Annotated in this window: 22 protein-coding genes and 1 other RNA gene; 5 read left to right on the top strand and 18 right to left on the bottom strand. The window is 57.1% G+C overall.

Annotated elements, in window-relative coordinates; translation table 11 throughout:
• Nucleotides 1-92: 92 nt before the first annotated feature.
• The 3 genes from BBOH_RS03440 (at nucleotide 93) to BBOH_RS03450 (ending at nucleotide 1,955) form a co-directional block, all read left to right on the top strand.
• Entirely contained in the window at nucleotides 93-1,268 is a 1,176-nt protein-coding gene (locus BBOH_RS03440; RefSeq protein ID WP_033521313.1) for a hypothetical protein, read from the top strand.
• A gap of 124 nt (nucleotides 1,269-1,392) precedes the next feature.
• Nucleotides 1,393-1,659, top strand: coding sequence for a hypothetical protein (locus BBOH_RS03445; protein ID WP_052118164.1), 267 nt, complete (start codon nucleotides 1,393-1,395; stop codon nucleotides 1,657-1,659).
• On the top strand, nucleotides 1,635-1,955 hold the full coding sequence (locus BBOH_RS03450) for a hypothetical protein (RefSeq protein ID WP_143242400.1): 321 nt from the start codon (nucleotides 1,635-1,637) through the stop codon (nucleotides 1,953-1,955). Before BBOH_RS03445 ends, BBOH_RS03450 begins: the two co-directional genes overlap by 25 nt.
• On the opposite strand, the gene BBOH_RS03455 is transcribed toward BBOH_RS03450, so the two are convergent.
• The 15 genes from BBOH_RS03455 to mraZ form a co-directional block, all read right to left on the bottom strand.
• Entirely contained in the window at nucleotides 1,952-2,473 is a 522-nt protein-coding gene (locus BBOH_RS03455) for a tyrosine-type recombinase/integrase (protein WP_033521315.1), read from the bottom strand. The two genes, BBOH_RS03450 and BBOH_RS03455, sit on opposite strands and share 4 nt — an antisense overlap.
• Nucleotides 2,442-3,257: an N-terminal phage integrase SAM-like domain-containing protein gene (locus BBOH_RS03460; protein ID WP_081930311.1), complete on the bottom strand. Its 816-nt coding sequence runs from the start codon at nucleotides 3,255-3,257 to the stop codon at nucleotides 2,442-2,444. Before BBOH_RS03460 ends, BBOH_RS03455 begins: the two co-directional genes overlap by 32 nt.
• A gap of 171 nt (nucleotides 3,258-3,428) precedes the next feature.
• Nucleotides 3,429-3,821, bottom strand: a transfer-messenger RNA (tmRNA) gene (gene ssrA, locus BBOH_RS08515).
• A gap of 303 nt (nucleotides 3,822-4,124) precedes the next feature.
• Nucleotides 4,125-5,225, bottom strand: a complete 1,101-nt coding sequence (locus tag BBOH_RS03465; protein WP_237743116.1) for a cell division protein FtsQ/DivIB — start codon at nucleotides 5,223-5,225, stop codon at nucleotides 4,125-4,127.
• Nucleotides 5,222-6,919, bottom strand: coding sequence for a UDP-N-acetylmuramate--L-alanine ligase (locus tag BBOH_RS03470; protein WP_044098112.1), 1,698 nt, complete (start codon nucleotides 6,917-6,919; stop codon nucleotides 5,222-5,224). The genes BBOH_RS03465 and BBOH_RS03470 overlap by 4 nt, the downstream gene beginning before the upstream one ends.
• A 278-nt stretch (nucleotides 6,920-7,197) precedes the next feature.
• The gene (locus BBOH_RS03475) at nucleotides 7,198-8,355 is read right to left on the bottom strand and encodes a UDP-N-acetylglucosamine--N-acetylmuramyl-(pentapeptide) pyrophosphoryl-undecaprenol N-acetylglucosamine transferase (protein ID WP_033521317.1); all 1,158 of its coding nucleotides are present in this window, start codon (nucleotides 8,353-8,355) and stop codon (nucleotides 7,198-7,200) included.
• 152 nt (nucleotides 8,356-8,507) lie between these two features.
• Nucleotides 8,508-9,992 carry a peptidoglycan glycosyltransferase FtsW gene (locus BBOH_RS03480; RefSeq protein WP_081930312.1) on the bottom strand — a complete coding sequence of 495 codons (1,485 nt, stop codon included), beginning with the start codon at nucleotides 9,990-9,992 and terminating at the stop codon, nucleotides 8,508-8,510.
• Nucleotides 9,985-11,433, bottom strand: coding sequence for a UDP-N-acetylmuramoyl-L-alanine--D-glutamate ligase (murD, locus tag BBOH_RS03485; RefSeq protein ID WP_044098113.1), 1,449 nt, complete (start codon nucleotides 11,431-11,433; stop codon nucleotides 9,985-9,987). The genes BBOH_RS03480 and murD overlap by 8 nt, the downstream gene beginning before the upstream one ends.
• A 24-nt stretch (nucleotides 11,434-11,457) precedes the next feature.
• A complete protein-coding gene (mraY, locus tag BBOH_RS03490) occupies nucleotides 11,458-12,561 on the bottom strand; it encodes a phospho-N-acetylmuramoyl-pentapeptide-transferase (protein WP_033521318.1) in 1,104 nt (367 codons plus the stop codon).
• A 69-nt stretch (nucleotides 12,562-12,630) separates the two neighbouring features.
• The gene (locus tag BBOH_RS03495; RefSeq protein ID WP_081930356.1) at nucleotides 12,631-14,289 is read right to left on the bottom strand and encodes a UDP-N-acetylmuramoyl-tripeptide--D-alanyl-D-alanine ligase; all 1,659 of its coding nucleotides are present in this window, start codon (nucleotides 14,287-14,289) and stop codon (nucleotides 12,631-12,633) included.
• Between the two features lie 85 nt (nucleotides 14,290-14,374).
• On the bottom strand, nucleotides 14,375-15,262 hold the full coding sequence (locus BBOH_RS03500; RefSeq protein WP_033521319.1) for a hypothetical protein: 888 nt from the start codon (nucleotides 15,260-15,262) through the stop codon (nucleotides 14,375-14,377).
• Between the two features lie 20 nt (nucleotides 15,263-15,282).
• The gene (locus BBOH_RS03505) at nucleotides 15,283-17,076 is read right to left on the bottom strand and encodes a peptidoglycan D,D-transpeptidase FtsI family protein (protein ID WP_033521320.1); all 1,794 of its coding nucleotides are present in this window, start codon (nucleotides 17,074-17,076) and stop codon (nucleotides 15,283-15,285) included.
• Nucleotide 17,077: 1 nt separating this feature from the next.
• Nucleotides 17,078-17,527 (bottom strand): cell division protein FtsL, encoded by a 450-nt coding sequence (ftsL, locus tag BBOH_RS03510; protein WP_033521382.1) that lies wholly within the window; start codon nucleotides 17,525-17,527, stop codon nucleotides 17,078-17,080.
• Nucleotides 17,527-18,672 carry a 16S rRNA (cytosine(1402)-N(4))-methyltransferase RsmH gene (gene rsmH, locus BBOH_RS03515; protein ID WP_074428524.1) on the bottom strand — a complete coding sequence of 382 codons (1,146 nt, stop codon included), beginning with the start codon at nucleotides 18,670-18,672 and terminating at the stop codon, nucleotides 17,527-17,529. The genes ftsL and rsmH overlap by 1 nt, the downstream gene beginning before the upstream one ends.
• Before the next feature lie 2 nt (nucleotides 18,673-18,674).
• The gene (mraZ, locus tag BBOH_RS03520) at nucleotides 18,675-19,307 is read right to left on the bottom strand and encodes a division/cell wall cluster transcriptional repressor MraZ (RefSeq protein WP_237743117.1); all 633 of its coding nucleotides are present in this window, start codon (nucleotides 19,305-19,307) and stop codon (nucleotides 18,675-18,677) included.
• Nucleotides 19,308-19,718: 411 nt separating this feature from the next.
• Here mraZ and BBOH_RS03525 point away from each other — a divergent pair, with 411 nt between their 5' ends.
• Nucleotides 19,719-22,055: a HelD family protein gene (locus tag BBOH_RS03525; RefSeq protein ID WP_033521321.1), complete on the top strand. Its 2,337-nt coding sequence runs from the start codon at nucleotides 19,719-19,721 to the stop codon at nucleotides 22,053-22,055.
• A 332-nt stretch (nucleotides 22,056-22,387) separates the two neighbouring features.
• Here the strand turns inward: BBOH_RS03525 and nrdR are convergent, their stop codons facing one another.
• Nucleotides 22,388-22,837 carry a transcriptional regulator NrdR gene (gene nrdR, locus BBOH_RS03530; protein ID WP_033521322.1) on the bottom strand — a complete coding sequence of 150 codons (450 nt, stop codon included), beginning with the start codon at nucleotides 22,835-22,837 and terminating at the stop codon, nucleotides 22,388-22,390.
• A 130-nt stretch (nucleotides 22,838-22,967) separates the two neighbouring features.
• Nucleotides 22,968-23,333, bottom strand: a complete 366-nt coding sequence (locus BBOH_RS03535; RefSeq protein ID WP_074428523.1) for a LysM peptidoglycan-binding domain-containing protein — start codon at nucleotides 23,331-23,333, stop codon at nucleotides 22,968-22,970.
• A gap of 161 nt (nucleotides 23,334-23,494) precedes the next feature.
• Here BBOH_RS03535 and lexA point away from each other — a divergent pair, with 161 nt between their 5' ends.
• Complete coding sequence (lexA, locus tag BBOH_RS03540) at nucleotides 23,495-24,205, top strand: transcriptional repressor LexA (RefSeq protein ID WP_033521323.1); 711 nt, start codon at nucleotides 23,495-23,497, stop codon at nucleotides 24,203-24,205.
• 96 nt (nucleotides 24,206-24,301) lie between these two features.
• Here lexA and BBOH_RS03545 read toward each other — a convergent pair whose 3' ends face one another.
• Nucleotides 24,302-26,068, bottom strand: a complete 1,767-nt coding sequence (locus BBOH_RS03545) for a HAMP domain-containing sensor histidine kinase (RefSeq protein ID WP_033521324.1) — start codon at nucleotides 26,066-26,068, stop codon at nucleotides 24,302-24,304.
• Nucleotides 26,069-26,070 lie beyond the last annotated feature (2 nt).

Genomic DNA, 26,070 nt, shown 5'->3' on the forward strand with positions numbered 1-26,070 from the left:
ACAGCCATGAAAAGGTTATTTATCCCACAAAACTTGTTATCATGGTCGATGGCAGGCACAGTCAACCGGCAAAGTGAAATTCGAGGGACCGCATGACCACCACGCTACACACGATCGGAGCCCCTTCCTGGGTTGAAAAGACGTTCAGCGACTACCCGAGAACCTGCACAGCCTCAACGGATAACCATGTCGCACGACAGTGGACGATCAAGCATGACGACGGGTTGGCTCCAGTGACCGACCTGAAGGATTCCGAAGCCATCTGGATCGCCCCGGAATCGCTGATTGCCCTGAACGCATGGCGACAAAGGCACCATCTGTCGCCATTGGACCTTGAATCACCGTCGGCAAACTGGCTCAGCGGACTCGGTCCGGCCTTGACGGGGCGTGCCGTCATCACCACCACGGCAAGCGACATTCGCAGTTGGACGGAAATTCCTTCGATACTTGGACCACGCCCATGGTCACAACTGAGTCAGGGCCGCGTGTCCGAATTCCGCGCCGCACGCAGGAATTTCCACCAGCTGCAAATGGCTCTGACGAGCGCACCCGCGAACGCTTCAATCACCTTGAGCGGTCATATACCGACCATCACCGAAGAATGGTGCGTCATCATCAACCATGGAATGGCCGTGGCCGCGAGCGGGTACTGCGTACACCAATCAGCCGAGGCTTGCCATGCTCACACTGCGCACCAGACCGACAAGAGCACACACGCCTCCGCCGGACCAACAGCACCTCCAGAGACCAAAAACCAAACAGAGCAAGCCGATACGCGAGCCAATGCCGACGAATCTAACCTCACCAACAGCAACAAGAAGCACGACGGATCCAACAATGTCACCACGGCCCAATTGTCCATTGGGCGCAACAACAACCCGGAATTCAACCCTCTGGAATCACACGACATCCTGACCGTATTCGACGGGGCTCGGTTCCACGAGCAATATCGTGAACCGGCGATCAAGATGGCGCAGATTGCGGCGATGACCAGCGGTCTGAACCGTGCCAGCATCATCGTTGCATTCGCTGCCGGACGGCCTCACATCATCGAGGCCGATCCGTTGTGGTGCACCGCCCCCTACCCTTTTGAGTCCGACGGTGAGATTACAGCGTTCCTTTCAGCAATCGCCGGTTGTCGGATGAACAATGACAACGATCACGAACAACAAACTCGAAATCACTCTCCCGAGAGCACAGTCACGGCTTACGAGCCAGACGCATGGATGCTGTTTCACAACCAAAAACGATATGCCGGGTACAGCTAGATCCCGCTATCTACCAGCCAATCCAGATACTCTCGCCAAGCCCAGCCGGGATTCTGCTAATCTTTATTGACGTTTATCGCTTCACGAGTTCACGTTCGACGTCACCGACTACAACAAGATACCGATGGAGACGCAGGGCAAGGGCCGCGTCTACGTGCTTGTCAACAAGACCAGCAAGGAGCTGAAGGCGACCATCCATTTCGACGAGAACGGAATGCGCAGCAAAGAGATACACTTGGACCATAATCACAAAGTGAACGGGAAAAGACTAAAACCGCACACCCATGTAGGTTACGAACATGAAGAGTCCGAAGGCCGAGACGTCACACCGTTCGAGCGTGAGGAAATCGAGAAGGTAAACAGGATATGGCAGAAGCATCGGGAATCATGAGCAAGCCAGCCAAAGACGGCTGGGGTACTCCGATGTCATGGGACGAGTTCATCTGCGATTGTCTCCCCTGCGCCGACCTGTGGCTTTCCTACAAAGACCAGACGTTCATGATCCAGACGATAAGGGGCGGCTACTGGGCATTGGTCGATTCGACCCGTTACGGCGAGGACGGCAACTATCTGGTCCTCTTCCTGGGAACCAAGGACATGGACGAGTTCACCGAAACGCCCATTCCTTTGCTGGACGGCCGTTCCCTTCATGAAGCTTGGCCGGACATCGTCTTCGTCAGCGCCTAGCCAAGTAAAGCCGCAAGTTTCTTCTTCTCTTCGCCACGCTGCTTTTCCAGCGTGGCGATTTTTTCGTCTAAGGCCTTGATACGCGCCAAGACGATTTCCGGAGTATCGTCGGACAGCAAACGGGCACCCATCTTCTCGGCCAACGTTTGCCTGCGCGTATCCACGGAGTGCTGGTAACGCATGGCGGTCTGAACGTCGGCATGACCGGCCGCGTCCATAAGCTCGCGTACCGTTGCGCCTTCCTCCGCCAACCATGTCAGGCCGGTGTGCCGCAAGTCGTGGAAACGCAGATCCGGACGCCCGGCGCTCGCCCGTGCGGTTTCATACCATCCTCGGAGTGAATTGGGATGTATCGGACGGGATTTGTCTTTGACTGCTGGGAACAGCCAATTATCGGGGCGCGCGAGACCGTACTCGTCGAAAAAGGCCGCCAGCTGTGGCACCAACTGCGATGGTATAGTCTCGTCTCTTACGCTGTTTTCGGTCTTAGGGATGTCCACGACCTTGGCGTGGTCCATGGTGACCCTGCCTCGCCGCACGTGCATGATACGCCGGTCGAGATCGATGTCCCCCCGCCCGCAAGGCGCAGACCTCCCCGATCCTCAGCCCATCGCCGAACACCGCCAGATAGATTGCCATAGCATAGCGTTCCGGCATGGCGTCATGGATGTTTTTGACCTGCTCTGGGGTGGCAGGAATCGTCTCGGACTTGCGTTTCGGCCGTGGCAGGCTACGGGTGCATGGGTACTGGGGTATCAGTGGAGGCTCGCCGTGTTCGCCGGGTTTGCTGGCCGTCTTCAGAATTGATTTCAAAGCCCTGAGGGCATTGGACTTCATCGCCTCCTGCTCGTCGGGCATGGTGGCAAGCCAGCAGTCGATATCCGCTTGAGTGATATCGATGAGTCGCATGTTGCCGAAATACGGGATGATATGGTTCTCGATGTCCTTGCGCAGGCGATACTGCGTGCCGGCTTTCAACGGCCTGCCCTTGAACGTCCTATGCTCCAGCCAGGTCTTATAATATTCACCCATGGTGAGCCGCCGGGTTTTCTCTCGGTGCCTTTCGATTGTGGGAGGCTCCCAGCTTCCGGCCTCAATCCGTTTCTGTTCATGTGCCAGCCATGCGCGCGCTTCAGCCTCCTGGGAAAGCGGAAAAGACCTACTTTGTCTTGCAGTGACTCTCGGCCATTGCTCAAAAGCAAAACCGGGGGTCTCATAGCTGACCACAATTCTTGTTGGGTGCTCCGCATTGGGTCTATATTTGAGATTTCCAAACACTCTTGCCGACCTTTTACCGACCATCAGCCTATCCTTCCTTCTTATCGAAACGACCCATGAAACGACCCATGAAACACCACCGAAAACCCATTAAAACCATATAAAAAACATTTTAGTTCGCCCTCTAGAAACCGCTTTATAACACCACAATTCCAACGAAAAACGCCACCAAAGCGAACCTTGGTGGCGTTTAATGAGTGGAGATGCGGGGAATTGAACCCCGGTCCGATGACCGAACCCTCAGTCTTCTACGTGCGTAGTCCGCTGGCCGTAAGGCGGTTTTTCTGCCCCCATCCGTGGCGCGGACGCTGGATGGCGAGCATATTCGCAGTTAAAGTCCCCAAGCCACCCTGTGACGCAATGACTTGAGCAAGTCCTCTAATGACGCCCGACATCCTCCCGAAGACAAAAAGGAGCGGACGGAGTCACACTCGCTGGTTTATCTGGCGCTAGGCTCAGGCAGCGAGGGCGAACTCAGTGCGGTTAGATTTAGCACTTGTTCTTTTGTGGAGGTCATCTCGAGTGGACTCCACATTCTCGGCACGCTTCCCTGCGACGAACAGGTCACCGTCGAAACCGATCATCCCCATTTTGAATTATCAAACTCCGGTTCACACCGGAGTTCTTCATATTACCACCAAGTGCGGAACTACATGACGAATCATTCAAAGAGCGTACTTCAACAGCGAACCCAACCCGCATCGACCCATCACTCTCACATGATGCATAATGGCACCGCGCGGGCTGGCTCGCCAGCACTATCAGCGAGCCAAAGAGCACTTTGAACGACACAAAGCCGCCATGCAGTCACGCTTCGCAATCAGGTAATCCGAAAACATGCCCGAACACCGATACCCATCACAGCCCCCCCCATCAGACCAGAATCCGGAATCACTTAATGATCGGTCGTAGCGGTGCCGAGACATCCACCTGATGTTTGTCACCGATTTTCGTCGGATCGTTAATAATCTTGTCAACCACTGCCTTTTTCAAATCCAACTGGGATGAATCGCCCCACACGATCACACGCTCCCCGCCGTTGAGCTCAGTGGTCACGGAGTCCTGCGTCTGCGCACTGACTTTGGTGATGCCTCGACGCATGGACTTTGGCAATTGACTGAGTATCTTCAAAGCCTGCTGCACAGCACGTTTGTTGAGCCCGGCACTGACCTGACTGACTTCAATGACGGGGATGCCTTTGACGTCGACGTTCCCAACGGAGTTGAGCACGCGGCCTTTGCCATCCACGGCAGTCATCCGGCCCTCCGGGGTCTTGAGCATGGCGGCCGGTTCCTGCGCCTTGACGGCGACGGAGAGACCCTGGGGGTACCGTTTGTCGGCTTTGGCTTCGAATACGCCCGGAATCTCCTTCAGCTGCTTTTCAACATCCGTTGAGGAGACGAGGAAAAGCGACTTTCCCTTCTGTTTTTCGGCGATCGACATGATCTCGGACTTGCTGACCCAAGCATTGCCGCCCGATATCGAAATCTGGCTACGTTCCAAAAGGAACACGGGCGAAAAGAAAAGAAACCACACAAGGCCGGCCACGACGGCCACAGCAGCCGCCATTGCGCACAGTTTGACGGCAAGATGACGCACACTGGCTTTGCGTCGTTCCTTGACGCGCTCATTGAAGTCAATGACCTTCGGCCGTGCAGCCACACCGAGTGTGCCGGTGGTCTCCTGAAGCGTCTTAGCCACCAGATCCTCGTTCTGAAGCGCGCTCGGATCGACAAAGGCGCCGGGAGCGCTGCGGGAGCGTGAAGGCGCCCCAGTCAGGGAGGCAGCAGAGGAAGATGCCGCCAACCGCACGGCCTTTGACCTGTCGGATCCGGCACGCTTGTCGGATTCGACACGTCTGCCGGATTTAGAGGAACTCATACGTTCAAGCGATTCGGAAGACCTGCCAGATCGCCGCCGTGCACCATGTTTGTTCGATGTGCCACCGGTCTTCTTGCCTCCGCCGGAACTGACCACGCGCCTGCCGGTCACCGATGCGCCTCACGAGTGCGTGCATTCAACGCATCCAGCATTACGCCGCCCATGGCTGTTACGTCACCAGCTCCGACGGTGATGATCACGTCACCGGACTTCGCCTGACGAGCCAGCGTCAGTGCGGCCTCGCGCATGTTCTCAATCACACGGATCCAGCGATTTCGAGGATCATGATTCAAACCGTTCGCGGCCACGACGATATTATCCGGCCTGACTTCAGCGAAGTCCTCCTGCCGTTCGCGAGCCGGGTAAATCGACGTGACGACCACATCGTCGGCCAGACCGAGTGCCTGAGCGAACTGCTGGGTGAAGAACTTCGTGCGACTGAAAAGATGGGGCTGGAACAACACATGGATGGTCGCCTGCGGATATCGCCGCCGCGCGGCTTTGAGTAGCGCCGTGATTTCGGTGGGATGATGCGCGTAATCATCCACGACGGTCACACCGTTTGCGATGCCCTTGATTTCAAATCGCCGAGAGGCGCCAAGAAAACCGGAGGCGGCTTGGGCGGCGCGGCCGGCATCCATGCCCAGCAGAACGGCCGCGATGATGGCAGCGGTGGCATTGCGCGCGTTGTGGGCACCGGGCACTTGCAACGCCACTGGAATATCGGTCTGTGACTCCATGCCGTTGAAACCCTTCGGAAGCCGGATTGCAAAACGTTCAATCCCGTCCCCTGCATGTTCACGCTCGGCGAGGATTCGCACCACATGCGCACCCTTTGACATGGCCGCGCGTGCGGCTCGAGAGGCATCGTCGTTACCGATTCCGTTCGAACCGGTCTCAGACACGACCTGAACCGCTGTCCGACTCGCCGAATCTCTGGAAGCGTTAGTTCCGACGGCATTATCATCCTCGGCCATCGTGTAGCAAATCGTCCTGTCGGCAACCTCGTTTGGCAACGCGGCGAAAATGGCACGTGACCCCTCGTCGTCAAGAGACATGACCACCTGACCACGCGAATGCCCGGCATACGCGACAAACGCATTCCGATAATTGTCAACATCACCATAATGGTCAAGATGATCCGCCTCGGCGTTCACCATCAAGGCGATCTGCGGGCTGTACTTGCCAAAACTACCGTCCGACTCGTCAGCTTCAGCCACCAGCACGTCACCGTCACCGGCATGACCGCCTTCCAGGGGGGCACCCTGCGATGTCTGAATCGAACCACCGATCGCGTAACTCGGGTCGGCCAACGTACCGGTGCCGGCGTTGACCAGAATATGCGCCAACAGCGAGCTTGTCGTGGTCTTGCCATGAGCCCCGGCGACGGTGACGGCACGCTTACCGGCCATGAGCAAGGCAAGGATGTCGCTTCGATGCACGATATGCGTTCCGAGCCGAGCCGCCTCGACGATTTCGGGATTATCCGGTTTGATGGCGCTAGAATACACGACCGTGGTCGCCCCTCGCACATTCTCGGAACGCTGCCCGAAGAAAACGCTGATCCCTAAAGACTGCAAACGTTCGGTGTGCACGCTTGGCTCACGGTCGGAACCGGTGACCTCCACGCCTTGTTCATGCAGCATTTCGGCAAGTACGCTCATGCCCGCGCCGCCAATGCCGATGAAGTGCGTGCGCCCAAGGGTGTTCAAGGTATCCTTCGAACCGAACGCGGCGACGGTCGGATCGAGCACGACCGGCGCATTATTGGTGAAGTCAGCGCTTGTTTGCTTGCTTTGCGACACTACCAGCTCCTTGGATCCGTTCAGCCGGGCTTTAGGCCGAGCCACTATTGTCCATTATGGCGACACCTCTGGCCTTCACCGATGCCCGGCGACGGCACAACACACTTGGCAGCCATGCGACACACGTCCAAAACTTGCAGAGAACACTCAAATCGTAGGTTTTGTATGTGGCGCATTTTGCATTAGACCCGATCCCGCAAGGCACCGATGGCAGTGACCGCGACCGATCCGAAGCCGAACGAGGCTGATATAAGCCATCTAAGATATTATGACGTTCCTTAGGCGAGCGCCAAAACCGCACGGGCCATGGTGTCGGCGGCGTCACGAATGCCATACGAATACGCCCTGGCCCCCATGCCCTGCAAGGCCGAAGAGTCGGTCAGCAAGCCGGGCACGCGAGCGCGCACCCAGTCGGGAGTAAAGTCCGAATCCGCCACCATCAGGCCACCACCGGCGTTGACCACGGGCTCGGCGTTGAAACGCTGCTCTCCGTTGCCGATGGGCAGGGGCACATAGACCGCCGGCAGGCCGATTGCCGCCAGTTCGCACACCGAACCGGCGCCGGCCCGGCAGATGACCAAATCCGCCGCGGCAAAAGCCAGGTCGATGCGCTCGAGATACTCTGCGACATGGTAATCGCCCTGACCGGCATGGTTGGGATCAAGATCGTTCAGTGAGTCATCCCCCGCCAGCTGTTTGACTCGTTGGCAGACCTGCCCTGCCTTGCCACGCCCGGTCAGATGGATGACCTGCGCCACGCCCAGCAGATCGACGCACGCCTCGGAAACCGCCTTATTGAGGCTCAATGCGCCTAGTGAACCACCAGTGACAACCACCAATGGACGCGAGGGATCAACGCCAAGACGTCGAGCCGAGGCAACCTTGGTGCCGGTCGGATCCTCGGCTCTTCGACCGCACAAATCCGCGATGGTCTTGCGCAAAGGAAGCCCTACTCGCTCAACGGATCCACTCTTAGGTACGCAAAGACCTGTGCCTTCGAAGGCCGTTCCCACATATGAAGCCCAGCGCGCCCCGAGTTTATTGGCCATGCCGGCACGAGCGTTCTGTTCATGTATTACAATGGGTATGCCCATGCGATGCGCCACCGTATAAACCGGAGCCGACGCATAGCCTCCAAAACCAACGACCACATCCGCATGACGATTCCGGAGGATATCGCGGACACGACGCTCCTCTCGCCGCCAGGCTCCTGGAAAACGGAAAAGACCGGCATTGATTCTACGCGGAAAAGGCACTTTTTCTATGGTATCCAGCTGGAATCCAGCCTGAGGCACCAGCTGGTGTTCCAACCCCACCTCGGTGCCGATGGCCGTGACCTGGGCCCCATCATCCAAACTTGTAATAGCGTCGGCGACGCTCAATAGCGGATTGACATGCCCTGCGGTACCGCCGCCAGCCAATACGATATGCTTCATGCAGTGTTTCCTCCACAGCAACGAAAATGAAACCGATCATAACCATCATAGCCGGTAGGCTTCTTCAGAACGCGGAAGTACCGGGGCGCGTGTTTGGACATGGCCGGGCCTACCGGCACGCCCCCGAGCGTTTCGTTCTCAAAGGCAGGCAGTCACGCCAGTCGCGGGACGCTAATGGCCACCTGCGGTTGCAGGCGCATCATGGCGCTGGCGGCCCCCGCCGCCGCAAGACACATGACCAAACTCGACCCACCCGCGGAGACGAACGGCAATGGCACCCCCATCACAGGCAACAGACCGACGACGACCATAATGTTAATGACGGCCTGCCCCACAATCCAGATGGTGATACACATGAGCACCATCGAAGCATAGCGGTCGGTAGATTTGACAGCGACGACGATCATGCACCAGCCGATGACGATGAACAGCAGGATGACCACCACCGCACCAATGAAGCCCATTTCCTCACCGATAATGGCGAAGATGAAGTCATTATGCGCAGCCGGCAGATAGTTCCATTTTTCACGTGAATTGCCGATACCAACTCCGAAAAGGCCACCGGAAGCCATAGCATATTTCGAATGGATGGACTGATAGCACAGACTCTGCGAGCTTTCGGGGTCACAAGGCTTATATGCCGCCACAATACGGTTCATGCGGTTTGGGCTTTTGACGACGAAAAAAGCGACCGCCGCAACCATGGCCACGGCCACCATGCCCAGAATCCTAATCGGGAAACCGCTGGTGATAAAGGCCACCGCTCCGATAAGCAACAGAATCATGGCCGTTCCCAGATCATGCCCAAACATGACCGCGGCAAGACTCGCGACAAAAACTACAACCAGAAGGGCATAGATTTTGAGCACGTCACGATCGAAAACGACCGTACCTGCGGATTTTTCAGCACCAGCAGACGAAGCGGAACTACCGGCGCGCTCGCTCAACTCACGTGCACGAGACAGCTCCAATGGCATCCAGATGCATAGAGCAAGCTTCAGAATTTCAGCCGGTTGAATAGTGACACCGCCAATGCCGATCCATCCTGTATTGCCCCCCACCGAAACGCCCAGAGGCGTCATGGTGACCAGCTGCAACAGTATCGAGCCAATCATGAAGACCAACGCAAGCTTGCGATAATATTTGACGTCCAGCTGTGTTGCGCCAAAACCAAGCAGCAACCCGACAACACAATACGAAAACTGCCTCAAAGCATTCATCCACGGAGACAAGCCGTTGGAGACCATGGTGACCGTCGACGAGGAGAACACCATGATGACCCCGAAACAGGTCAACGCCAAAACGCAAATTCGAAAAGCGTAGTAGCACACCAAAGGGTTGACCAGAGCATGAATGCCGCTGCCACGCACCGAATCGATGCCCGACACGCCTTTGGCACTAATCTGGGCACGTGTCTTGCCGTTGCGCGCAACATCAACCTTGCCGCCTGTGATGCTACTTGACGAGTCATGACGCGACCGGCGCTCGCTGACCACAGCCTGTGCGCCGGAGCGACGGGGAGACTGCACGCGACGCGCATTTCGCACAGCACGCTTTTTGGCTCCATGACCGTCGCTCTGTCGCTTGCTTACGCTCCTACCCTTACCGGATGTTCTACGAGGCTGTCGCTCAGCCATGGTCACGCACCCAACGACCAGCCGCGTTCGCGAAACGTTGCCCACGATCGGCGTACGAAGCGAACTGATCCATTGAGGCGCACGCAGGAGCCATCAATACCACATCGCCATCGGTCAGATAGCGGCCAGCCGTCTCGACCGCGCGATCCATCAGGCTCTCGTTTGGCACCGGGCCGATGAATTCAACGGGAATATCCGGAGCGCAGGTCGCAAACGCCTGACGCATCGGCTCCTGATCGACTCCGATGATAACGGCCGCCTTGATGACACCGGCCTGTTCGGCCACCAACTTCTCGAAACGAGCGCCCTTGGCCAATCCGCCGGCAATCCATACCACGGACTTTGGTCTGAAACTGGACAGGGATGCCCGCGCGGCATGGGCGTTGGTCGCCTTGGAATCATCCACAAACCGTACCGTGCCGCCATCAGGCAACGTAGCCGTGGCCACCGTGGCGATGCGATGACCATCCGGGCGGAATGCGCGCAGACCCTCGACGCATTTCGACGGATCGACACCGGCACCCAGGGTCAGCGCGAACGCCGTAAGGGCATCGGCCAGAAGATGGGAGTATATGGTGCCATCAGGCTCAGTCAAGCGCGGAAAATCAGTGACTTTCGCCAATCGTGTCGGCGTACCGACAGGTGAGCCAGAAAGACCGGCGTCATCCACGATCCAACCGTCCGCCACACCGATCTGACCGGCTTGCGGAACCTGAAGCGTAAAGCCGACCTTGCGGCAATGCTCGCCTACTTCTGCCTGCTGAGCCAAATCCCGAACGCGTGCATCCTCGGCATTATAGACAAGCGTATTGGAAACATCGCGGAAGACCTTGGCCTTGTCGGCCGCATAGTTCTCCATGCCGCCGTGCCAGTCAAGGTGGTCAGGCGCGATGTTGGTGATGGCGGCGCATGTGAGTGCCAACGAGTCCGTAAAATGCATTTGGAAACTGCTTAATTCCACAACGAGCGCATCGTTGGAGGGGTCTCCGGCCGACACACTTACGGATTTGCCGATGTTGCCGACGGCCGAGGTCTTCAATCCTGCCGCCCCAAGCATAGCCGCTGTCATTTCGGTGGTCGAGGTCTTGCCATTCGTGCCCGTTATGCCTATCCAAGGTGCGGGCTTGCCGGTGTGGTTGTTGGCGACACGCAGTCGCCACGCGAGTTCGACCTCACTGATGACAGGGATCCCCCTACCTTGGGCCTCGACGATAAACGGAGTGCGTGGATTGAAAACGGGCGACACCACCACCATGCCGATTTCATCCCACGGAAGATTGTTGAACGAATCAAGATCGGCGGGCTTCTTCTCATCGACGGTTATTACGCGAGCGCCACGGGCGACAAGGGAGCCGACCGCACCTTCTCCCGAAACGCCAAGTCCCGCGACCAAGACAGCGGCTCCTATCCCGTTGCCCGTTGCGTTAGTATGACAATTCATAAAACCACGTTCCTCATAGAGTCATTAAATCAGCAGCCCCGACAGGGAAGCCCAATTTGCATAGAAAAGCATGATGCCGATAAGCACGAAGATGAACTCGATCATCCAAAACCGGACCACGACCTTCGCCTCGCCCCAACCCAACAGTTCGAAATGATGATGAATCGGCGCCATTTTGAATACCCGTTTGTGGGTCAGTTTGAAGCAACCGACCTGAATCACATCACTGCACGCCTCGATGACATAGAGTCCGCCGATGATGACGGCGAGAAACTCCGTGTGGGTGGCGATCGACAGGGCTGCGAACAGGCCGCCGAGCGCCAACGAACCGGTATCGCCCATGAAAATGGTGGCCGGGTTGGAGTTGTACCAGAGGAACCCGAAACATGCCACAGCCGCACATGCCGCAATGATGGTCAAATCCAGTGGGTCGGAGACGGCGTAACCGAAACCGGGGTGCGCTGCCCCCTTGACGTGATAGCTCTGCCAGAAGGCTATGATGGTGTATCCGCCCAACGAAATCATCGAAGACCCGCAAGCCAGTCCATCGAGCCCATCAGTGAGGTTGACCGCATTCGTCCATGCGGTCATCAGGAAGTTGACCCATAAGATGAACAGCACGATTGCCACGACGCGCCCGGCGAATTCAAAGCTGATGAATGGCCTCTCGATGAAGCTTATGCCGGCCTGCGCACTCGGGAAGCCCGACTTGGTCGGTACCACCAACGCGAGCACGGCATAGATCGTGGAAAAAACGAACTGGCCGAAGAACTTGCCGCCTACAGACAATCCGGTGTTTTGCTTTTTCCGAACCTTGGCGAAATCGTCGATGAAGCCTAGGCAACCCATCGAAAGCATGGCGAAAAGCACCAACACGGCAGACCATGAAACCGGCGTGTGACGGGTAATGTAACGATAAATCGCGGAAGCACCCCAACCTGCGAGCACCGCGAGATTGATGACCAAACCGCCCATCGTGGCCGTGCCACGCTTAACCAGATGCGACTGGGGGCCATCCTGGCGAATGTACTGCCCGTAATGCAATCGGTGCACCAGACGTATGAGCATCGGGGTGCCGAGAATCACGACCAGAAGCGAGACCACGATGCCGATAATCAGGGAAATCACTGTTCGATCTTCACTTTCTGTACGCCGGCACGTTCGCCGGGAAAGGTTTGAACTCCATGCTTCCTGCCATTATGCCCCAAGCCCTTTATCAACCGATTCGGATAAACCACGAGTCGAATCGCTCGCAAAGGTGGCCTTCAAGGCTTCGGGCCAACGATCGGCCAGCCGGGAAACGCCTGAGGCATGGGAACCCTTGAGCAGCACCGCCATGCCTGAACGGCCTGGCTGCCATGCATTGACGAGGGCGGCGGCCTGATCGATATCTTGCACAAGCCGAACAACGGTTGGCCGCCTCCCCGTTGCGTTCTCGGTTTTTCGATGAATCACGGCCCGCCGGGCTTCGGTCTCGCCTACGCCATGGTCCCGGCGATCCGCAACACGGGCGGCCTCGTCGTACAACGCCTGTGCGAGAGATTGCACATGCGAATCCAATGCACTGCCAACCACGATGATGCCGTCAAGCCCCAATTCGACCGCATTCCTGCCGATCTGTCGGTGCAGGGTCAATTCCTCATCGCCCAATTCCAACATGCAGCCAAGCACCGCGATGCGATCGACGACACCGCCTTCCGTGTCTTCCGTTCCACCACGCCACGAGGCCAGACCCATCAATCCGGCGCGCATGGAATCAGGATTGGCATTAAAAGAATCGTCAATAAGCACAAACTGCGATCCGTCAGGACGAACACGTCTGGAAATCGCCATGCGGTGAGCACTGATTTGAGTGACCTGACCCAAGCCCCGTGCTATCGTCTCGAGCCCCATGCCGAAGAATCGCGCGACCGTCGCCGCGGCCAAGGCGTTGATGACATTATGATCACCACTGAGCTCCAAATGAGTCCGGGCGCGAGCACCTTCGGAATCCACAAGAGTGAAGTAGGGTTGATCGAAGCTGTTGACGCTGATCTGCTCGGCACTCATCGTCAAGGTTTTTACGTCCGCGGCATAACCATTTAATCCGAACCACAACACCTTGCCGGGAGCGAGGTTCCGCATCGCTGCCACACGCTCGTCATCCGCATTCAACACGGCAACGCCGTTTGGCATAAGCCCTTGAACGATCTCGCTTTTAGCCTGTGCAATACGATCAACCGAACCGAACTCTCCGAGGTGCGCCACCCCGACTTTGAGCACCACGGCCACGTCCGGCGGGGCGATGCGGGTCAACCCTGCAATCTCACCGACATGGTTCGCACCCATTTCCGCCACGAAGAACCGTGTAGAGGCGTTGACCTTCAAAGCCGTCAACGGCAGGCCGATGTCGTTGTTGAATGAGCCGATCGGCGCAACCGTAGGACCGAGCTTCGACAGCAACGACTTGAGCAGGTCTTTGGTGGTGGTCTTGCCTACGGACCCGGTGATGCCGATGATCGAAAAATCGTCATCCGCAGCCCGACGCCTGTCGATGTTGTGCCGAGCCAAAAGCCCCAAGGCCTTAACTGAGTCAGGCACCACGATCTGCACGATATCGCCGGCGTCTTCGACCTCATGCTCCACCAGCGCCGCCAGAGCACCCTTGGAGGCGGCGACACGCACAAAATCATGACCATCGACCCGCTGACCAGGGATGGCCACAAAAACGCCGCCTGGAACGATCAGCCGCGAATCGCTTTCGACGGATGTGAGCAGAGGCGATTGCGCATAGGGCGCATCGAAGGTTTGCGCATCACAGGTCACCAGCCTGCCATGCACCGCCTGCACGACCTCGCAAACGGTCATCGGCATCATGCCCCGACCGGCGTCTTTGTTGATATCGCTACTCATCATTCCCTTGTATTCCTTGTTACTGACTGTCTGTGGCACGTTTAGATATTCAAGCCATGTCCCCCGACACACGCAATGCGTTACGGATATTGCTTTTGCGCACACCAACGGCCATAGCCATCGCAATGGCCAACGCCAATCTCCGTCTTCCGTCCAAATCACCGGCGACGTGTGCCTGACCGGCCAACCACAAAGATTCCTCGGAGCAAGTCACAATCGGCTTGTCCGAAGGAAGCGAAAGCCCGTATCGGGCAATTACGCCACGGCGCAGCCTCTGTCCGGCAAGTGCCGTGATTCGATCGGCCGTGCCCAACACATCCGCATCCACCGACTGTAAGGCATCCGACCGTAACGTGAGCGATTCAGCGGAAACGACCATCGCAGCGGCCCCGTCCTCGGAACACACCGACAATGCATGTTGCACGTCAAGTATGCCCAAAGGATATTCGAGCTCCAGATCGCGTTCAAGCGACATCGACCCCGCTTTCGAAAGCAGGCCGACAGGATTGCCGAGCATATGGAGAAAGTCGGCCAGACGCACCGCACTAGCCTCGGTCCGGTCGTCATCATTGCCGCAGACCACGAACACGGCAAGGGCTCCACCGGGATTATCAGTGATATCCGCGGCCAAAGCGCCAAGCGCACGAGGCGATGGCGACCACACCAAGTGAGGAATGCCAGCGGCACGCGCGGCATCGGCCTGACCCGACGAAACTAGAGCCGCATAAGCGCCTCGACCGGCGGCCCGCGACACCGCCGTGCAATCCTCATCCTGTTGCGCCACGAAAAGCGCACCCGGTTCCACGGACTCCGGCCGATCCGCTATCGAAGTGACCGTAACGTCCTTGGCAAACTCCGGGTCGAGCTCGAACCCGTAGTGCGTTGCGATATAATCCAAGGTCACCCGCCGCGAAAATGACTCTCCCACAGCGCTCATGTTCCGACCTCCCGATCAGGTTACCAATCTACAGGAATAGCATTCGTGCGCGGACCCGATGTGGGCACCTCGTACTTCTGCATAAGGAATTCACCAATCTGGTTGAACAACGGCCCCGCAGTGATACCACCAAGGCTGCCTTCCGGGTTGCTCATCACCACAGTGATGACGAAACGTGGATTGTCCGCCGGAAGGAATCCGGACCAATCGCTCACGATTGAGTCGAGCCGGCCATCACCGTCGTTGACCTCGGCGGTTCCGCTCTTGCCGGCAGTCCGATATCCCGGAATGCCGGTGACGGCTTGATAATGGCCTTGGGCCGATTCCATGGCATCGGAGAGCTGCGCATTGACCGCCTGATCGATCACCCTGGTTCCATCCTGAGGACTCATAAGCGTGGCATGGCCTTCTGGATCGGTGATGGACTCGATAATGCCGGGTTTCTTGTAGACCCCGCCGTCGGCCACAACTCCTACAGCGTTGTTCAGTTGCATAAGGTTGACCGCATACCCCTGCCCGAACAGGATCGTGTCACGCGTACGGCCGTCCCACGCCTTCGGAGTGGTAAGCGTGCCGCTCGATTCTCCCGGCAGATCAAGCCCCGTGGGCTCACCGATGCCGAACTTGGTCAGGAAGTCGTAGCGTTGCTGATCACTATAGTTCTCAGCGGCCATAACGGTGCCGACGTTCGAGGAATTCTGCAACACCCCAGCCAGAGTCCAGTTGGACACCGGATGCCACACGGCGTCATGGAAAGACTGACCCTTCTTGACAAAATGATCGGGGACTTGGAACCTGTCCGTCATCTGATGAACACCGGACTGGACCATGCCCGCCACGGAAATGACCTTACCTACCGAACCGGGCTCGAAGGTCTGCCTGACCGCGCGTGAGACGTTGAGTTTCGCCGCGTCCGAACCGGCGGCGATGTCGTCGTTATCCTCAAGCGCTATAATCTGGTGGGTACGCGCATCTTGAACCACGGCTATCGCCCAGTCCGCCTTGAATCTCTGACATCCATCGATGAGCGTTTTCTTGACATACCAATCCACGTCGGAATCAATGGTCAGACGAACATCCGATCCGTTTTTTGCATCCTTTGACGCCGTAAGGGTGCCGGGTATCTCGACTCCCCCGTTACCCTGCTGATAAACCTTGTATCCGTCGGCACCCGAAAGCTCCTTGTCCATCTTGGCCTCGATGCCGCTGACACCATGCCCCTTGTCGTTGACGCCCCCGAGCAGTGCGCCAATCATGTTCCCGCCAGAGTAGACACGCTGCTCGCTGAGCTCACCGTAAATGATGCCGCCCAAATTGAGCTTGTCGAGTTTACGCTTAACCGAAGGCTCCACATCCTTTTTGATAACCGCGTACCGCCCAGGCACGGAAAGCTTGGCACCCACCTCCATCGCGTTCATCCCCAGCACAGGCGCGATAATCCTCGCCACGGCCGCAGCACCTTTGACTTCAAGCGGCTTGCCGCCAACCTCGTGACAACGGCCCACAGTCTGCTTGACACAATCCGTGGGCACAAACCCCTGCGCCATCTGAGGGTCAGCGACGATGGTGTAACGCTCCACGCTTTGGGCGAGCACGGCGCCGTTCGCGTCGAGGATCTTACCCCTGCGAGCCCCGACCGGCACCTTGAGGGTACGAGCCGCCGTCGCCGCCTCGGCCGTGACCTTGCCGTTCAGCAGCTGAATATTGGCCAGTTGCCCGAAGCACACGCCAAACAGAACAGCCATCACCACGCCGATCGCCGCGCAACGGAAAGCAAAACGACGGGTTTTGGCTAAGTTCACAAGGGAACGCATGTCACCGGTCCTTTTCCGTGGGTTTGTAACCGTTCAAATCAATGGAAACGGAACCCTTTTGAGGAACCATGCCCATCTCCTGAGCCTTGGACGGAAGACCCGCCTGAAGCTGGTCGAGGGTGGCCTGATCATCCTCGATGTCCTGGCTGAGTGTGCTGATATGAGACTGAACCCGTGCGCTTTCATACGAGTCCTGAACCATCTGGGTACGCAATGCCAAGGAGCCGAGCAAGGCCGCAAACAGGAAAACGACGGACACGGCAAAATACACCATGGACATCGTGCCGCCGGCTATCCACTTGCCCACGCGGGCCATCAGTCCGGCCACATCTTTTCTCGGCCCACGACCCGAGACAACCGTCAGTTGTGGTCGCGCCGACGGAGCGTACGACTCGTCTTCACGGCCCGCTGGCGCCGCGCTGGAGCGAACCGTTCTACCCCACTGTGTCATCATTGCCTACTTTCCCGCTGACGCCGCGCACTTGTGGCACGCATGTCGTCTCTTCGCATTGTGCCGGGATTGCCACCCACGTAATTCGCATGTTCCATCCGATTAAGACGTCCGAGCCGTTCTTTGCGAGCCACCGCACTATCGGAGGACGCTTTAAAGCGAGTTCTCCAACGCTCGGGCACCGGCCTGACCAACTCAACGGCGCGCAGGCGCACCGAAGCCGAACGAGGGTTATGGGTGATTTCGGCTTCATCGGCCTTAACCGCACCGTGGGTCAGGTCTTTCAGGAACGGTTCAGCGTCCTTTGGCACGACCGGCAAATCAGCGGGGGCATCTACCTTCAGCCCCTGAGCCATGAACGTCTTGACGGTCCTATCTTCAAGCGAATGGTACGACTCCACCACTAAACGGCCACCAGGCTTGAGACGATTGACTATCTGCGGCAGCGTGGCAGCCAATTTGTCCAACTCGCCATTGACCTCAATGCGCAACGCCTGAAAGATGCGTTTGGCCGGATTCCCCTTGCCTCGATGGGACTTTGGAACAACCTGATCGACCAGTCGGTCAAGCTGACCGGAAGTGGTGATGGGCTCGACAACACGACGACGGACGATGGCACGGGCGATCGGACGGGCGAAACGCTCCTGACCGTATTCGCGGAAGATGCGCACCAGATCGTCCTCCCCGTATTGCGACAGCACCATCGCCGCGTCCAGTTCCTGAGACACATCCATACGCATATCGAGCGGGGCGTCATGCGAGTACGAGAACCCCCGATCAACCTCGTCTATTTGCAGGCTTGACAGCCCCAGATCCATAAACGCGACGTCGATTTGTTCGATACCGTTACGTTCAAGCACTTCGTCGAATCCATCGAAAGCGGCATGCGCCGGGGTGAAACGTGACGACAAACCGGCTTGTTGAATACGTTCCGAAGCCATGGCAAGTGCCTCTGAATCTCGGTCTATGCCGATCAGATGCGCGTTAGGCGCAGCTTTAAGAAAAGCGGTGGCGTGACCGGCCAGACCAAGCGTGCAGTCAACCACTACCGAATTCGGAGCGTCCAAGGCCGGAGCCACCAATGCCACGCACTCATCGAGAAGCACCGGCTTGTGAATCGTTGTGAAATCGAAGGAATCAGCCATTTTCACCACTCCATCGCCGGCAATACATCGTCGGCTATGTCCGCATAGCCTTCTTCCTTTTCGGTCAGGTAGGCTTGCCAAGCCTCGCTGTTCCAAATCTCCGCGCGAGTGCCCACACCAATCACGGTGACAGACGAGCCCAGATTCGCATAATCGCGCAAATTCTGCGGTACCAACACACGTCCCTGCTTATCCGGCTCCTGATCTACGGCTCCGGAAAGAAAGACACGAAGGTAGTCACGGGCGGCCTTATTGCCCATCGAAGTACGTTGAATCCGTGCGGCAATACGACGAAACTCGTTCTGCGGCAAAAGGTAGACACAACGCTCCTGGCCTCGGGCCATCACCATTCCAGGCCCTAATTCGCTACGGAACTTCGCCGGCAAGGCCATCCGCCCTTTTACATCCATCTTCGGGGTGTACGTGCCCAACAGCAAAGGCATGGAAGCCTGCACGGAAGGGTTTGCACCCGGATTGAAGGACGCATATGGGGGCGTCGCCTGAGGGGGGACACCGAACTGATTGACGGTTGGAGCGGCCGACGCATTGGCATTTCGAGGGTCGAAGGTTGGCGAATCGGCATTTTGGGAATTACCGAAGGGCGGCATGGCAGCGTTTTCGTCGTATTGGACCATGAGCTTACCCCCCCCCCAATGTCAGACTTATCACAACTGATGCACCACTTTACCCCACATTCCTCCATTCTTCCCCACTCAACTTGAATAATAGCGTATTCTCAACACAAATCTCTGCAATATGGCGTTTCGTGGAATACGGCAAGACCCGTGAGGAGAGCATCAGACTTCCGCAGATCCTCGGCAACGCCGCCTCCAGCGCGTTGACGAATCATCCATCACCCACGGTCTTGTGCAATCGACATCGGTTCCATTGTTATACAAAACGAACATGTCATATCGAACAAATCATTCATCCCTGCAAATAAACGGTTCATGCCCTTATTCCGCCCGACGGTATAAAACCACACGAACGTAGGGGCTGCGCGGTACACTGGAGTGCCTTGATTTACACAGCTACAAAGGGATGGTATGTCGCGATACTCCTCACAGATCCACGAAGAACAGCAGGCTGTCACTCATGCATATACGCGCCTTGATGCGTTGCGCGAGACCACGCGCCAACGCCTCGACGCGGTGCGCGCGGCCGGCTCCCACGGCTCGCCCACGATGCGCACCGAACGCGACTCCTTCGCTACCATGTATGAAGACCGCCTGACCGGCTTGAGGGCGGTCGAGGATCGGCTCGTCTTCGGCAGACTCGACGATAATGCAGGACAAAAACGTTATATCGGGCGAATCGGGCTGTTGGACGATGACCACGAGTCAATTCTCACCGATTGGCGAGCCGAAGCCGCCAGACCCTTCTACGAGGCGACTCCATCCCATCACGGCAACATAGCCATGCGCAGGCATATCACACTGAAATTCCGCGAAGTGGTGGGCATCGAAGATGAAGTACTCGACGTGGACTCAACGCATGTGGGAGCGGCCGAGCAAGCCGGCACCCTTGCCGGCGAAGGTGCCCTGATCGCTTCGCTCAATTCCAAGCGCACCGGGAAGATGAGCGATATCGTCGAAACGATTCAAGCCGAGCAGGATCGCATCATTCGTGCGCCACTCGACCGCGCTACCATCGTGCAGGGCGGTCCGGGCACCGGCAAGACGGCCGTGGCGCTTCATCGCGCGGCTTATCTGCTCTACACCCACCGACGCCAACTGGAGCGTTCGGGTGTGCTGGTGGTAGGCCCCAGCCCGGCATTCCTGCACTATATCGATCAGGTACTCCCCTCCCTGGGAGAGACGGGCGTGGTGTCGCGAACCATCGGCGATCTGGTTCCGGGGCACCGTGCAACCTCCATCGACGACCCACTGGCCGCAAGGCTCAAAGGTCAGCGACGCATGGCCAACGCCATAGCCAACGCCGTAGCCGCGCGTGAACGCGTGCCGAAGAACCTGCCGACGATCAAGATCAACGGCATTCGCGTGCCCATGCTTAAAACAGACGTATTGCAGGCTTTGGAAGACGCCAAGCATACGCGGTCACCACACAACAAAGCCCGTGAGACGTTCATCAAAAGCGTGCTGAGCGCAATGCGCAATCGTTATATTGAGCAGCTCGACTACACTCCGGAACAGGCGGAAATCAGTGATGTCGCCAATCAGCTCAAGCTCAGCGACGATATCCGCAAAACACTCAATCTGGCATGGCTTCCCATGACCGGGCCGTGGCTGATCGATCAGATGTTCTCCAAACCAGCGCAGCTGCAACGTTTCGCACCATGGCTGACCGACGACGAAATCCAGCTCCTGACGCGTCCGAAGGGGTCCCCGCTCACGGTCAGCGATATACCCCTGCTCGACGAAGCAATGGAACTGCTCGGCCCCGACCCCAAAGTCACGGCGCGTCAGGCGGCCGAAAAAGCTCAACGAGCCGCCGAAGAGCAATTCGCCAAAGACACCCTCGCCCAGGCTGGCATCGGATCCGGCATCGTCACCTCTTCGATGCTGCTCGACAACATCAATGGTCTCGACTCCGAAATGGTCGCCCAACAAGCCGCCAATGATCGTGAATGGACGTACGGCCATATCGTAGTGGATGAGGCGCAGGAGCTGACCGCGATGGATTGGCGAATGCTCATGAGGCGCTGTCCGTCACGATCGTTCACCATCGTCGGAGACGTGGCACAGACCTCGGCCCTTGGAGGCACACGGCGCTGGGACAAGCGGATGGATGCCCTCTTCGGCGAAGCCGGCTGGGATTTGCATGAACTGACGATCAACTATCGCAACCCTGAGCAAGTGTCTGACCTTTCCTCGAAATTTGCGGAGAATGAAGGACTGTATATCTCAACCACCAAGGCCGTGCGCGATATGCCTGGTTCGGTGCAACGAGTCACCGTCGAGCAAAACAACGAAGAGCTCCGCTCCTTGACGGATTCCATTGGCAAGCAGGCCACCGTCCTGGTCGAGCGGTTCATCGACCAGGATGGAACAGGACGGCTGGCGATTATCACACCGCTGGCGTTGGCTGATATGACACGACGCAAGGTTTATGATGCATTCGTCAACGAATTCGGCCAAAACCGCGCGGCAATGTTAATGGGACTGCATGATGCGGACGGCGAGAAAACGGGTTCGAACATGGATTTGGAACAGGGCGACGACGCCCCGGTAACCGTATGCGACACGCAAATGGTCAAAGGACTCGAATACGACGCCGTCATCCTTGTTCAACCAGGCATGATCGGCCAGGAGGCACCTTCGCGACGTTCGGCCGCCTCCGACCTGTATGTGGCCATGACTCGCCCGACCCAGCAGCTGACTATCGTCCGCACCCCTACCGACACAACGCTTATCGAGCTATAATGACCCTTTTGCGGCTGCAAGGTTCGCAAACCCATGACAGCGCATTTACGAACCAGACATAGAGGTATCGGGAATGAACTCCTACAAGCGGAGCTTACCTCACTCCACCCGATACGAGCGCCTAGGTGCCGTTCTCAGTGACCACAATCAACTGATAACGATGCGCACAAAAGGGCAGCATGGCCATACTTAGGTACGCCGCAAGCCGCTCGGCACCAACCGTCGGCATCCTCGGCAACCCGGCCAATGCGCGAAGACCATTCGTCCATTCCCTCACAAGGACGCATACGAACCGTTAGAAACAACAGCTGTCGTTCGGCTCTACCGCCCGGCTAAGCATGATCACTTTTGAGCTCTTCAATGGCGTTTTCAAAGTCGGCCAAACCGTCGAAATTCTGATAAACGCTGGCGAAACGGAGATAAGCGACTTCATCAAGTTCACGTAACGGCGTAAGAATCGCCTTGCCGATATCTTCGGACTTGACCTGTGCCAGCCCCTGACTACGCAGGTCTTCCTCGACACGTTGTCCAAGCAGCTTGAGAGCATCCTCGTCAATGGGTCTGCCTTGGCAGGCCTTACGAACACCATTGATAACCTTTTCCCGATCGAAAGGTTCAATACTGCCGGATCGTTTAGTGACCAATAGCATGGTGGTTTCCACAGTGGTAAACCGTTTGCCGCATTTAGGGCATTCTCGACGGCGTCTTATGGCATGGCCGTCTTCGCTGATACGCGTATCGACGACTTTGGTATCGGGGTTCTGACAAAAAGGACAATGCATGTCTACTACAGTAACGGTTTGACGTCAAAAAATCTAATTCTGCGCCGTGTAGTCACTGCAGACGGATATTTCGATGGCTAATCCATACAGAAACGACACATCTACGAGCCGATTCGCCATGGCGCTCACATCAGTTGCACTGCGGAACCACGATACGTTGACCAGGTTTCAGTTCAGCCGACCTGAGGTTGTTCAGACTCATCAGATGGTCGACAGTATCCGCAACGCTCTTGTCGCTTGGCGTAACCTCTTTGGCATATGCCCATAGGGTATCGCCGGGGCGCACCGTGTAAGTGACGACCGGAGCCGCTTCTTGAGCGGCATTGGCCCTATCCGGTGACACCACCTGCCACCCACAGCACAGGACGGCCAACGCGAATAAAACCGCCAGCATACGACGGGATGCATAGACACGTCTTGGCACGCTTTCCGCACCGCCATCGCCATTCACCGCACTCTCGGACTTCATTGACCCCGTGCTTGTCGTATCCGACATCGTAACTCCTTTCATACACTTAAATATCGAACATGTGTTCTATCGAACGTATGTACTATAGTCGCACAGATGTTCGACTTTTGCAAATCCGAAATCGAACATCTGTTTGATTTTTTTGTGAATATAGACTATACTCGAAGGAGACGCGAAAGGAAAGACCAGTGACAGCACCCCCCAAGACCACAGACAGACCTAAACCGTCACAGGACAGACACTTGACGGATCGCCAGCACAAGGTGCTTGAGGCCATCCGAGCGCACGTCAAGCAGTACGGCTTCGCGCCATCATTCCGTGAAATCGGCGATGCGGCGGGACTCAAAAGCCCCTCTTCAGTAAAGCACCAGCTCGAATCCCTGGAAAACAAGGGATATATCCGCATGAACGCCAACAAAGGGCGCGCCCTCGAACTGGTAGATGACGGGTCACAAGCCACCACAGGTGCCGTCGATGTGATGCCCCAACCGCCGGTAGTCGCGCAGGAGGAATCAATCATCGAGTCGCGCAACGTGCCACTGGTCGGGCGCATCGCGGCCGGCGCCCCCATCACCGCCGACCAACAAGTCGAAGACGTAATGCGTTTACCGGAACGCCTCACCGGCACCGGCGGCAACCTCTTCATGCTGGAAGTACACGGGGATTCCATGGTCGATGCCGCCATCTGCGACGGGGACTTCGTAGTGGTACGGGAACAGTCAGATGCCGAAAACGGTGATATCGTGGCGGCTCTGCTGGACGACGAAGCGACGGTGAAGACCTACCGCAAAGATCACGGTCACCTCTGGCTGATGCCTCACAACCCCGCATACTCCCCTATCGACGGCACCCATGCCGTCATCATGGGTAAAGTTGTCACCGTGCTGCGTAAGGTGTAGACCGTCGCAGACCACACGTAGCCTTCCCGGCAAGACTCGCACACTCTTCGCAGGTCCATTCGGACCGTAGAACCGACTGACCGTCAGGAACACTTACTAGTCACCATCAGGCCCTATCACAAGGGGTATCGAGAAAGTGACCATTGCCCCGGATCCGTCCCCACGGTTCTCAATACGCAAGCTACCACCCACATGCTTGACGGCATCGCTTGCCATAGCCAATCCAATTCCCTGATGCTTCCATGCATCCGAAGCGTCCATCGGAACGGAACGGCTTTCGTCACCACGATACAGCCATTGCGTGGCGTGGAGTAACTCCTTGGACGAAAAACCTGACCCACCATCACACACCGAAACGACCAGTTCCGGAACTCTTTCATGCGACCCATCGGCATGCGACCTTCGGGCCAAGGCAGCCCGCGCATCTTCGTCGGTGTCAACAATATCCGCAACCCCACCACCGTTACGCCACCACACCCAATCAATCCGATGCCTCAATTCCACGGAGGCGTGAACCGGAGAATAATCAGCCGCATTCGACACCGCATTCATAACAGCACGAATAAGAGTATCAGCTTGCGGCACCTGCCAACAGCCAGTCGTTTCCGCTCCGACATCATCTCGATCGACTTCAAGGGTCAGACCTCGCGTCCTTAAATACCCCACTGCCTGCTTCCCGATCTCCTCCAGAAACAGGGGAACCGTGATAGCATCATCAGCAACGTCATTATCCGAGCATGCGGAGGTCACCCTAGCCATCGAATCCACGTAGTCGGTCATCTGCACAGCAGCGTTGGAAACGGCGTCGAGATATCCCCGCTGTTCATCGGTCAGATCGGTCTCCCCCAACAGATCCACGTTTCCGCGCACTATCGTGATCGGAGTCTTTACATCATGCCCTAATACGGCCAACTGACGGCGCTGATCCTCCTCCACCGACCACTGTCGTTCGAGGGATGCCTTCAGCGCCGCTTGCATCCGTTCAAACGCCCGCAAGGTGCAGTTGATCTCGATGATATTGGTCGAAGGAATCACAAAATCCAAGTCATTATTCCCGATGGCATTTGCTATATCAGAAAAAACCTGCAACTTTCGACTCAGCACTCTGCCGGACCGCAACCCAATCACAACAAGCAGCGCAACGAAAAGGATCGCATCCGTCAGCAGGACCAGGTTCTGCGGGTTAGGCAGTCGATCACGTCGAGATTTGGCGATCCATTGAGGCATTATGGAATACACAAGTACGCAATACTGATTCCCAGCCGTAGCAAACACCACATACGTATCACCGTTTTCCTGTCTGGAGGTGAGCATCGGCATGGCTTCGGCAATCCGTTGATCAGCAGGTGCACCAGCCGCATTCCCCTGTTTTTCATTCGATCTTTTGACGGACTGATGGGCCATGTCAGTGCCATACCGCACGAAATACCTCTTGACTGCCTCGACAGACCCGGCCTCCATCCCCGGAGTGATGTCCCCACCAATCCGAGTGCCGGTGTCCGAATAGAGCACGTAGCGGTACGCGGAGGGAATGGCGTCATCATCCACCGTCGTCATCGCGGCAATTGATTTGACGACCCTCGAAACGTTCCGCTCGGCGTAATTAGCGGGATAGGCAAGACTACCTTCAAACACGATCGGCACCCCGACGACATTTGCCAGCACCAAAAGGAGCGCACCTAGCAGAACATAGAGAAAATAGCGGATATTAAACAAAGCGATCGGCTGCTCGAAATGATGAACAGTCCGACGGCAACGCAACCATCGCCCTCCCGACACCGAATCGTCGCCCACACGGTCAGCGGCATTGCCCAGAGCATTGTTCGTTGCCGCGTTCGCTACACTTCTGTTCCTGTCATCCATAT

Source organism: Bifidobacterium bohemicum DSM 22767 (genome assembly GCF_000741525.1).
Lineage (GTDB): Bacteria > Actinomycetota > Actinomycetes > Actinomycetales > Bifidobacteriaceae > Bifidobacterium > Bifidobacterium bohemicum.

Coding starts and splice junctions, on each gene's coding strand:
- BBOH_RS03440 (WP_033521313.1), top strand. CDS start 93: ATGACCACCACGCTACACACGATCGGAGCCCCTTCCTGGGTTGAAAAG.
- BBOH_RS03445 (WP_052118164.1), top strand. CDS start 1,393: ATGGAGACGCAGGGCAAGGGCCGCGTCTACGTGCTTGTCAACAAGACC.
- BBOH_RS03450 (WP_143242400.1), top strand. CDS start 1,635: ATGGCAGAAGCATCGGGAATCATGAGCAAGCCAGCCAAAGACGGCTGG.
- BBOH_RS03455 (WP_033521315.1), bottom strand. CDS start 2,473: ATGGACCACGCCAAGGTCGTGGACATCCCTAAGACCGAAAACAGCGTA.
- BBOH_RS03460 (WP_081930311.1), bottom strand. CDS start 3,257: ATGGTCGGTAAAAGGTCGGCAAGAGTGTTTGGAAATCTCAAATATAGA.
- BBOH_RS03475 (WP_033521317.1), bottom strand. CDS start 8,355: ATGAAGCATATCGTATTGGCTGGCGGCGGTACCGCAGGGCATGTCAAT.
- BBOH_RS03480 (WP_081930312.1), bottom strand. CDS start 9,992: ATGGCTGAGCGACAGCCTCGTAGAACATCCGGTAAGGGTAGGAGCGTA.
- murD (WP_044098113.1), bottom strand. CDS start 11,433: ATGAATTGTCATACTAACGCAACGGGCAACGGGATAGGAGCCGCTGTC.
- BBOH_RS03495 (WP_081930356.1), bottom strand. CDS start 14,289: ATGATGCCGATGACCGTTTGCGAGGTCGTGCAGGCGGTGCATGGCAGG.
- BBOH_RS03500 (WP_033521319.1), bottom strand. CDS start 15,262: ATGAGCGCTGTGGGAGAGTCATTTTCGCGGCGGGTGACCTTGGATTAT.
- BBOH_RS03505 (WP_033521320.1), bottom strand. CDS start 17,076: ATGCGTTCCCTTGTGAACTTAGCCAAAACCCGTCGTTTTGCTTTCCGT.
- ftsL (WP_033521382.1), bottom strand. CDS start 17,527: ATGACACAGTGGGGTAGAACGGTTCGCTCCAGCGCGGCGCCAGCGGGC.
- rsmH (WP_074428524.1), bottom strand. CDS start 18,672: ATGGCTGATTCCTTCGATTTCACAACGATTCACAAGCCGGTGCTTCTC.
- mraZ (WP_237743117.1), bottom strand. CDS start 19,307: ATGGTCCAATACGACGAAAACGCTGCCATGCCGCCCTTCGGTAATTCC.
- BBOH_RS03525 (WP_033521321.1), top strand. CDS start 19,719: ATGTCGCGATACTCCTCACAGATCCACGAAGAACAGCAGGCTGTCACT.
- nrdR (WP_033521322.1), bottom strand. CDS start 22,837: ATGCATTGTCCTTTTTGTCAGAACCCCGATACCAAAGTCGTCGATACG.
- BBOH_RS03535 (WP_074428523.1), bottom strand. CDS start 23,333: ATGTCGGATACGACAAGCACGGGGTCAATGAAGTCCGAGAGTGCGGTG.
- BBOH_RS03545 (WP_033521324.1), bottom strand. CDS start 26,068: ATGGATGACAGGAACAGAAGTGTAGCGAACGCGGCAACGAACAATGCT.